Source organism: Rhodopirellula maiorica SM1, assembly GCF_000346295.1.
GTDB lineage: Bacteria > Planctomycetota > Planctomycetia > Pirellulales > Pirellulaceae > Novipirellula > Novipirellula maiorica.
In genome coordinates, this window is sequence record NZ_ANOG01000438.1 from 1 (window position 1) to 10,136 (window position 10,136).

At 54.9% G+C, this 10,136-nt stretch carries 4 protein-coding genes and 1 pseudogene; all 5 read right to left on the reverse strand.

Annotated elements, in window-relative coordinates; all coding sequences use genetic code 11:
• Positions 1-79: 79 nt before the first annotated feature.
• On the reverse strand, positions 80-1,543 hold the full coding sequence (locus RMSM_RS14015; RefSeq protein ID WP_008697101.1) for a sigma-54-dependent transcriptional regulator: 1,464 nt from the start codon (positions 1,541-1,543) through the stop codon (positions 80-82).
• Positions 1,544-1,633: 90 nt separating this feature from the next.
• A complete protein-coding gene (carB, locus tag RMSM_RS14020; RefSeq protein WP_008697103.1) occupies positions 1,634-4,888 on the reverse strand; it encodes a carbamoyl-phosphate synthase large subunit in 3,255 nt (1,084 codons plus the stop codon).
• A 269-nt stretch (positions 4,889-5,157) separates the two neighbouring features.
• Positions 5,158-8,919 (reverse strand): CRTAC1 family protein, encoded by a 3,762-nt coding sequence (locus RMSM_RS14025; protein ID WP_008697106.1) that lies wholly within the window; start codon positions 8,917-8,919, stop codon positions 5,158-5,160.
• Between the two features lie 12 nt (positions 8,920-8,931).
• Positions 8,932-9,819, reverse strand: a complete 888-nt coding sequence (locus tag RMSM_RS14030) for an SMP-30/gluconolactonase/LRE family protein (RefSeq protein WP_063870222.1) — start codon at positions 9,817-9,819, stop codon at positions 8,932-8,934.
• A gap of 97 nt (positions 9,820-9,916) precedes the next feature.
• Positions 9,917-10,136, reverse strand: a pseudogene (locus RMSM_RS14035) (hypothetical protein); the annotation flags it as partial.

The following is a 10,136-nucleotide window of genomic DNA, read 5'->3' on the forward strand; positions in this document are numbered from 1 at the left end:
GCCAAGACTTTCGGCGTCTCAATTCAATCGAAACTCTTGGCGAGTTTCGCTACATTGAGTTTCGCCACATTGATTCTTGCTACGCGTCTTGCTCTTCCTCGCCACCTTCTTCTTCGTTCTTGTATTGGTCCAACCGGCGATACAGCGTCCGCGCCCCAATCTTCAATATTTTGGCTGCTTCCTCGCGATTTCCGCCGGTCAATTTCAGCGTCTCTTCGATCGCCCATCGCTCGACCGTGCTGAGCGGTTGACCGATCAAATTTGATTCGCCGCTGCCCACCAATGCAACCGGCTCGCTGCTTTCGGGGGCCTCGTCGGCCAATTCCGGTGGCAGGTCATCAATGTCGAGGGAACCGTCGGTATCGAGCACGACCATGGTTTCGACAAAGTTACGAAGCTGGCGAATGTTGCCTGGCCAATCGTAGGCAAAGAACCGTTTGGTGACGGCGGGGGTGAAATGGGCTGTGGGCTTTTCGTGTCGACGCAGAAACATCTTGCGAAAATGATCCATCAGCGGAATCACATCGTCACGCCGTTCACGCAGCGCGGGCAATTCCACCGTGACAACTTTCAAGCGAAAGTACAGATCATTTCGGAACACGCCCGTTTCGATCATGTCTTCCAACGGCCGATTGGTCGCCGAGATCAAGCGGACATTGACCTTGATTGATTTGTTGTCGCCGACGCGAGTGATCTGGCTTTCCTCGAGCACACGCAGCAATTTGATCTGCGTGCTCATCGGCATGTCGCCGACTTCGTCCAAAAATAACGTCCCGCCATTGGCGTATTGAAACGCTCCGACGCGATCGGCAACCGCGTCGGTGAACGAGCCTTTGACGTGGCCAAACAGTTCGCTTTCGACCAGATTCTCGGACACCGCGCGGGTGTTCAACGCCACGATGCGTTTGTTACGGCGTGGACTGTTTTGGTGGATCGCCTGAGCAATCATCTCCTTGCCCGTTCCGCTTTCGCCAGTGATCAACACGGTGGCATCGGTGGCGGCGATCCGTCGCAAGCGGTCGATAACGCCTTTCATCTTGTCGCTGGTGTAGACGATGCCTTCGAAACCATAGCGTTCGTCCAGCCGCTGCATCAGTTCGGTGTTTTGCCGACGCAACGCGACCGCATCGGCCGCTTTTTCCACGATCGCCCGTAATCGGGCGGGGGTGATCGGTTTTTCGAGGAAATTGAATGCCCCTTTCTGCATCGCTTCGACCGCGATCGGAACGGTGGCATGGCCGGTCACCATCACGACCTCGCAATCCGGCAATTGTTTGCGTGCGAGCTTTAGAATCTCCATCCCATCGACGTCGTTCATCACCATGTCGGTGATGATAATGTCGTAGGTTTCTCGCTGGACAAGCTTGGCTGCCTCGGGGCCACTGGTGGCGACTTCGCACTTGTAGCCGACCTTTTCCAGGCTTTCCGTCATCGCCCGAGCGTGCGCGGCTTCGTTGTCGACCACCAGCAATCGAAGTTCGCCTGGATCGTACAATCGGGCCGAATCATTGGATGCGTTTGAATTGGCTGACTCGTCACTCATGGATCACTCATTATGGAACCGATCTCGCGCAGATAGGCGAACCTATCTGCCGAGACCGCTGCGCGTGGCAAAAAACTAGCCTCGATTTGATTACAGCGAACGGGCGTAACGGGTTTGCAATGATTCGACTTCCATCGAACCTTCTCGCATCGCTGTCATCGCTCGAATCGCGGCATCGGCGGCGTCCACCGTGGTGATACATGGCACTCCGGATTGGACCGCCGCAGCACGAATCTTGCCTTCGTCCGTCCGTGCTCCCTTGCCGCTCGGAGTATTAATGATCAACTGCACGTCGCCATTTTTCAAGTGATCGATCAAGTTGGGATGCCCCTCGGCGATCTTCTTGACGCGAGTCACTTTGACTCCGACCTCTTCCAACTTGGCTGCAGTGCCACTGGTGGCTAGCAACTCAAACCCAAGCTCCGACAAACTTTTTCCGAGCGTCACAACCGAATCCTTGTGGCGTGGAGCGAGGCTCAGGAAGATCTTGCCCGATTCGGGCAACACCGATCCGGCAGCGATTTGGCTCTTCGCAAACGCCAGCGAGAATTTCTCGCTGATCCCCATCACTTCGCCAGTACTTCGCATTTCCGGGCCCAGCACAATATCGACGCCGCTGAATTTGCGGAACGGGAACACGCTTTCTTTGATCGACACGTGACGCGGAATGGGCTCTTCGGTAACGCCTTGTTCTTTTAGCGAGACGCCGGCCATTACCTTGGTCGCAATGTTAGCCACCGGAACGCCAGTCGCTTTGGCAACAAACGGCACGGTACGGCTCGCCCGCGGGTTGACTTCGAGGATGTACAGCGTCGGCGTGTTGTCTTCCATCTTGATCGCGTATTGAATGTTCATCAAACCGATGACTTTCAATCGCATCGCCAATCGCTTGGTGGTCTCGCGAATTTCCGCCAAGATAGGTTGAGTCAAGCTGAACGGAGGGATCGCACATGCCGAGTCACCCGAGTGGACCCCGGCCTCTTCGATGTGTTCCATGATTCCCATGATCACACAGTCATCGCCATCAGCGACGGCGTCGACGTCCACTTCGGTGGCATCTTCGAGAAAGCGGTCAATCAGTACGGGTTGCCCATCCGCGACGATAAATGCTTCGGCAACGTAACGCTCGAACTGAGATTGGTCGTAGCAGATTTCCATCGCACGTCCGCCCAGTACGAAGCTAGGCCGGACCAACGCGGGGAAGCCGATCTTCTTGGCTTCGCGGCGAGCTTCGTCCATGTTGCGAGCGATGCCGCTTGGCGGCTGACGCAGACCAAGTTCTTCGATCAGATTTTGGAACAACTCGCGGTCTTCGGCAGCTTCGATCGTTTCGACGCTTGTTCCGATGATTGGTACTCCGGCTTCTTTCAATCCGCGTGCAAGGTTCAGTGGCGTTTGGCCGCCGAACTGAGCGATCACGCCATCGGGCTTGATTTCGTCACAGATGTTCAGCACGTCTTCGATCGTCAATGGTTCAAAGAACAACACGTCCGAGGTGTCGTAGTCGGTACTGACCGTTTCGGGGTTGCTATTGACCATCACGCTTTCGATACCAATTTCACGCAGCGCGAAACTGGCGTGACAGCAACAATAATCGAATTCGATTCCCTGTCCGATTCGGTTCGGTCCACCGCCCAAGATGATCACTCGCTTTTTGCCCTCTGCCGGTGGCGGAAGCTCGTCTTCGTGCTCGTAAGCGCTGTAGTAATAAGGCGTGTAAGCTTCGAATTCAGCCGCACAGGTATCCACGCTTTTGAAAACCGGTTTGACCCCGTGGCTCAACCGTTTCGCTCGCACCTTCAACTCAGTCGTGGAGGTCATTTTGGCGATTTGACGATCCGAAAAACCGCATCGTTTTGCTTGCCAAAAATCATCCCGCGTCATCGTGTCGATCGATCCGATGGCACGGATTCGATCTTCCTCTTCAACGATTTGGAACATGTGGTCCAAGAACCACGGGTCGATGTTTGTCAACGAATGAATCTCTTCCATCGACATACCCGCCTTGATCGCGTACCGCATATAGAAGATGCGTTCGGCGCCGGGCGTGCTCAACTTGGCGACAATCTCGTCTTTGTCGGACTGGTTCTCGGTGCCCCAGGTGTCTTTGTTGTCGCAGCCCAAGCCAAACGCACCGACTTCCAAACCACGCATCGCTTTCTGCAGCGATTCTTTGAACGTACGTCCGATCGCCATCGTTTCACCGACGCTCTTCATTTGCGTCGTCAATGTCGCATCGGCTTCGGGGAATTTTTCGAAGGCAAAACGTGGCATCTTGGTGACGACGTAGTCGATCGTCGGTTCGAAGCACGCCTTGGTTTTCTTGGTAATGTCGTTGGGAAGTTCCCACAGCAAATAGCCGACGGCCAATTTGGCGGCGATCTTTGCAATCGGATAACCGGTGGCCTTACTGGCCAATGCACTCGATCGGCTGACACGCGGATTCATCTCGATCACGATCATGCGGCCCGTTTTCGGCTCGATCGCAAACTGAATGTTGCTGCCGCCCGTTTCGACGCCGATCTCGCGAATGACTGCCAACGAAGCATCACGCATGCGTTGGTATTCTTTGTCCGTCAATGTCTGGGCCGGGGCAACGGTGATCGAGTCGCCGGTATGAACGCCCATGGCATCAAAGTTTTCGATGCTACAAATGATGATGCAGTTGTCGTCGCGGTCGCGGACGACTTCCATCTCGTATTCTTTCCAACCGATGATCGATTCTTCGATCAACACTTCGGTGACTGGAGATTGATCGAGGCCGTTTTGGACCAGCGAATCAAATTCGTCGCGGTTGTACGCAATCGCCGATCCTGAACCACCCATCGTAAAGCTTGGACGCACTACGGCCGGCAAACCGACATCCGCCAGTGCTTGGCGAGCTTCTTGCAGCGTATGGACGGTGAAGCCTTTGCAGACGTCCAAACCGATCTTTTCCATCGCCTCTTTGAATTGGTCTCGCTCTTCTGCCTTGGCGATTACCTTGGCGTTGGCGCCAATCATCTCGACGCCGTATTTCTCTAAGACGCCGTTGGCTTCGAGATCCATCGCGACATTCAGTCCGGTTTGTCCACCGAGCGTGGGCAGCAAGACGTCGGGGCGTTCTTTGGCGATGATTTTTTCAACCATCTGCCATGTCAACGGTTCGATATAGGTGGAGTCCGCCGTTGCCGGATCGGTCATGATCGTCGCAGGGTTGCTGTTGACCAAGACGACTTCGTAGCCTTCTTCGCGTAAAGCCTTACACGCTTGTGTACCGGAATAATCAAATTCACAAGCCTGCCCAATTACGATCGGACCACTACCAATAAGCAGGATTTTCTTGATATCGTCTCGACGAGGCACGGAGTTTTCCCGAATTGTTGAGGGTTGGAAGTTGGTTCGAAATCCGACGCGCGGGGCAGCGAACGATCCGGTGGCGGCGAAGCCAGAGAGAAAAAATGCTGCTCCGGACGCTGCTAAACCAAACGCATGCAAATTGCCGCAAAGAATAGCAAAGAATCATCCGTTGCCGTAGTGGTCGCTCCGCTCAGAAACGTGCTGCGTGTTTCATCAGGGCGCTGAACCCGCCTTTAGGGGTGACCGAATCGGGCCTCAGCGTCCTCATGCCCTTACTATGGACGACTCCAAAACGCCCGGAAATCATGGACGCGGTGCAAATGTGGGGCATTTAAACGGTCGGTCCGCTGAATCTGGTCCAATTGCTGCCGTGTGGGGGGGTAGGTTTTCATTTGCTTAAACGGCAAAGGTCCCGCACTTTGCCCACTCAGCGTGTTTAGATCGGCGTCCTTGTCCCAGCCGACGCAATGTAGAACGAAGTCCCGTTTCCAGCCCGCCGGCGGTGCGTCCGTGGGAACACTGAATCGCAGCGAGATCTCATCTCCGCTGCCCATCACCACCATCGCGTCATCCCAGGCCGCCAATAGTTCGTTGCAATCACCGTACTGCGTAAAGCGTCCCTGAAGCGGTGGCCATTTGGGTGCCACGCTGTTTTGCCCGTAGTCATACAATTCCGGAGCCTGCGGCGATTCCTTGATTCGCTTCGAAAACCCGCGGTAATCGAGCTTTGCATCGATCAGCGAAAGCGAATGAGTCTGGTACGTCGCCGGTTTGGGCTGGACGGCCACTTGAGCGGCGTCCCAGTAGATTTGGGCTGATGTGCGAATACGTAGCCGAGGATCTTCGCGATTGATCGCGTCGGTTACGTCCACGACAATCGTTTTCGTCTTGCCGCCGGGGAAACCCACAAACGGAATCGCTTTCCGCCATCCATCCTTTTCACCCGCGTCGGGAACCCACAACGAAGGAAACTCGATCGGTTGCAATTCCGGGTTCTGATCGATCTGGATATTCAGCGACGTGTCGGTTGGCAAAATCCAGCCGGTCAAAACCAAGTAGATCGATTCGCGATGCGCCGATGGTTTCGGCAGAAATTCGGAGCCAAAATCAACGTCGATCCAGTGAGGTTCGCACAATCCTTGACGCAGACGGCGGTCAAATCCTTGCACATAATTCTGATCGATCTGAGAGAGCTTTTCGCTGATGTCACGACCTTGGGTATCGACAGCGTGTTTCAGCTTGGTCACATTTTGATCGTCGAATGCATAAATCGTCGGTGTCGCAATCTCCGCAGGCCCCACCTTCTCATTGGTCCAAATATCGATCGTCTCGGGATGGTCGACCGCCACCAACGATAGATGGTCAAAGTAGGCGACTTCCCAAAGTTCTTCGGTGATACGCAGTTCGTATTTTCCGTCACGCTCGCGAACGTGATCTCCATCGATTTTTAAATACTCCCAGGGGCGATCTTTTGCCACAACGCCGTCGGCGACTTGCAGTCCCAATGGCGCGGCCCATAAACAATCGGTCACGAAGGCATATTTTTCACCATCCCAAGCATACAAATACGGGCAAGACCCTTTCAGCGTTTGCTCTTCTTCGACCAACGTGTTGATTTTGAGATCCCGAATCGTTTGCGTTAGTCCGTTGGGGAAAATCACTCGCAGCGATGCCGGGCCTTCGAATTCGCCGAGACCGAAATGGGTGACGGGCGAACGAATCACTTCCGCGCGGTAATGCGGTCCAAATCGTAGTTCAACCACCGATCCGATTGCGTAATGGTTCACACGACCGCTGCTGGCGTTGTTGTCGTCGATCCCACGAAAACGGACATCCAGATAGTGTCCTTCGGATGCGGTTTGATTGAGCGAAACAAGAACGCGTCCGTCACGGATTCCGAGCACATCTGGCAACCCATCGGCGTTGAAATCGGCAATGCAAAGCGACGTCTCGCCCAGCGACGCGTCCAGCGATTGCACGGGCGATTCGGTGGCGGTTCCCAGCCGGAACGCGGATGCCGTCGATTTGCTCGATCGCAACACGTCCGGCAGGATGTCATTGTTAAAGTCGCCAACCAGTATCGCATCGCCCGCTTGCTTGGTCGTTTCCACATGATCGACAGTCCAAATGCCGGCAGCTGCTGTTTGCGAGTACGCGATGGTTGTCGCATCGGCGGACCCCACGATGACATCCCACGAAACATTGCCGTCGACGTCATCAATCGAGATCGAATGAGCCGCGGTGATCTTTGGAATTTCCGCGAGTTCACGATAGCGAAATTGAAGATGCAGCAAATTTTCGACCACACCGACTTGGCCGGCGTCGTCAAGTGTTACCACGTCCAGATCAAGATCGCGGTCGAGATCGACCATTTCCATCGCAATGATATTGCTAGTTTTCGACAGTGAGGTTGCCGTGTCGGTAGCAGCGGCTTCGAAAAACGTCCGATTGCCTCGGTTGACGAAGACACGCATTCCCTGGTTCTTGGTCGCCAGCATCAAATCCAAATCGCCGTCGCCTTCCAAATCGCCTGCGATCGCTGCTGTGACCGTGGTGATTTCTTCGAGTCCCGTTGCTTTGTCGACCATTCTCAGGCGATCGGAATCGGCGGTGTCCGCGCGGCCGTCGACAGCAATCAATTGGACGCCGTCGTTGCCAAAGGCGACCAACGTCACCAGCGTATTGTGTCGAGCTCCTGAGACGACTTGGTTTCCCGTTTCGCTAGCGCCGCTTGCCCGGTTCACTTGAATTCGACTCGGATCACTGCTGTCGACCATGAACAAATCGGCTGCCAACAATCCGCTGACTGGCATCCCTAATTCAAGCGACGCAAACGGTTTCCAATTCCCCGCATCGTTCTTGATTAGGGCCAACTTCCCCGTGGACGAAGCGGCCACAACATCGGGGATAAGGTCTAAATCGAAATCGACCGGCATCACCGCGGCGATCTCTACGGAATCGAAAATCACGTTGCTGCTGAACTCCAGCGGCGCCACATCCACGATTGCAGGTGACTGTGCTGCGATTTCGGCGGCAACGCGTCGCAGCGAATCGAAACTCAATCGATCCAGCGGGTGCGGCGCAGCGCGACGTCGATCGGTTTTCACCAATTCGGTACTGTTGAGCACGTTAAACCACAACAGCATTTGGTTCTCTGCGGCGTTCCATTCGGCGGATTGGATCGAACCAAGGATCTCGGCCACCAACTGGTCTGGCGTCAATCCGATCGGTTCGGTTTGGCGTCGCAGCGAAGGTTCAATTGATCGCGCTAGACGCAGCGTCCTGGCAACGGCGTCGGATGCATCGGCCGATTCGATCGCAAGGTTTAATTTGGCTGCCCGCAAGGCGATGAACAGGTTGTCCTCGTTTTGGCTCGACAGGATCGCAAGGGCTTTGGCGGCCTTTTGCGCTACGTCATTGGGCAATCCATCGATCGGGTCTTCCAATTCATCCAATACCTGGGTGAGCGGCCCGCCCAAAATGATCGACTCGGGGCGTTTGCCCAAGTCGCCGTCGATCGCGGCCACCATTCGGTCGAAGATTTCCTTTCGTAGCGTGCGAGTCATTGTCGCTGGCAACAGCGAAGCTTCGTGTAGATCGACTCGGCTTTCCAACCACACCGCGATGACTGGGGTGTCCCCGGCGGCTGCAAAATCCTTGATGGAATTCCTCGCCGCATCGATCGCTTGTGGCAATTCGCTGCGAGCGGCCTGCTTTTCCGAGGCATCCAATAGCGAGTTGTTCGCCTTTTCCGTCAATACATCCACTCGCAAAACACGATTTAACGCTCGGTTCAGAGCGATCGATGCATCGTCAGGTGATTCCTCGTACAGCGCCGTCCAATCCTCGTCCGCCGCAGCCGACTCGAAGTTTTCTGTCGCCGCCAACGCGTTTCGTGTCCTTTGCAGTCGAGCGTTCGCTTGGTCTGATGTCGACTGCGGTGCAGCATCGTCTTGCGATTGCCGCACGAAATAAACCACAGCAATGATCAAAACCAAAGCGACGGCCAGCCCCAATACGATTTTCAAAATCTTCATTGCCGTTACGCTTTACATCCGTGGTTTGACTTGCTTGCTCTCGAGATCGAACTCATAGACTTGCAACTGTTTGGGGTCGGCAACAAAAAGCGATTTCTCACCTAGCGATATTCCAACCGGCCCGACAAGAGGATCGCCCGCGTGCCATACTTCGGTCTTGCCATCGGCGGTGAACTTCCACACCGTTTTTCCGTAGCCGTCCGTCACGAAGCCATGATCGCCTGCCCAAACCAGTCCATTGGGATATTGGAACGGTCGACCAGAAACGATCGCTTCGCTTTTCTTTTCATCGACATCAATACGGTAAATCGCTTCGTCGTCCGGTGTAACCGCCCAAAGTTTTCCGTCGGCATCAAACGCGAGTCCACGTGCATTGACGCGAACGACTAACTCTGGGTCACCGCCTGCGATCGGGAATCGCAACACCGACCGTTTTTCGGCATCACCGACGTAAACTGTTTTTTGGTCGGGCGAAACCGCGAGAGCCATCGCGATTCCGACACGCGCGTTACACAGCGGTTTAGGTTCTGCCTCTTGTTCCGCGATGTGATAGACCTCGCGGGTTGCTGAATCGCCTACTAAAATGCCTGTCGTGGGATGCATGACGATGCATCGGGGGCGGTTCATCGGGTGACGCAGCAAATTCGAACCACGCACGAACAGGCTGCGTCCGCCTTCGCCAATCTTCCACACTCCCGGCAAATCGAGATCGACCACATACAATTCAGCTTCGTCGGCGACCACGTTTAGCGGGTATTTGGGTTCGGCGGTCGCGGTCGCTTTGGCTGGGCTCTCTTTGGTCGCGTCGGCTTCTTGCGCCGTCACCGGGTAGGGCAAGAACAAGGTCGCGGCGAGTAACGCGTGAAAAAGACAAGGGCGAGAAGGGAGTACACAGCTCATAAATTGAAACTCTATATGAAACGAACGGTATAAAACGAACGGTATCGATCTACCGATGGAAGTGACTCAGTATAGCGAGTCCGCTTCGCAGGGCAGCCTACTTTGCCGCGGTTTGGTGATACATGTTGGGAATCGGCGGCGTAAACAGCCCCACACGATTCAGCGGCGCGATCGTTTGACGTATCTCAGCAACGAATGTATCAATCTCGCGGTCGGTTTTTACAGCATCGTGTTTGATCAAAACGCTTAATTTAGAAGTCAATTCGGAGACGGATTGCGTCACCTGCGGCTGGTTCGCCGCGAGAAATCCTAACGAG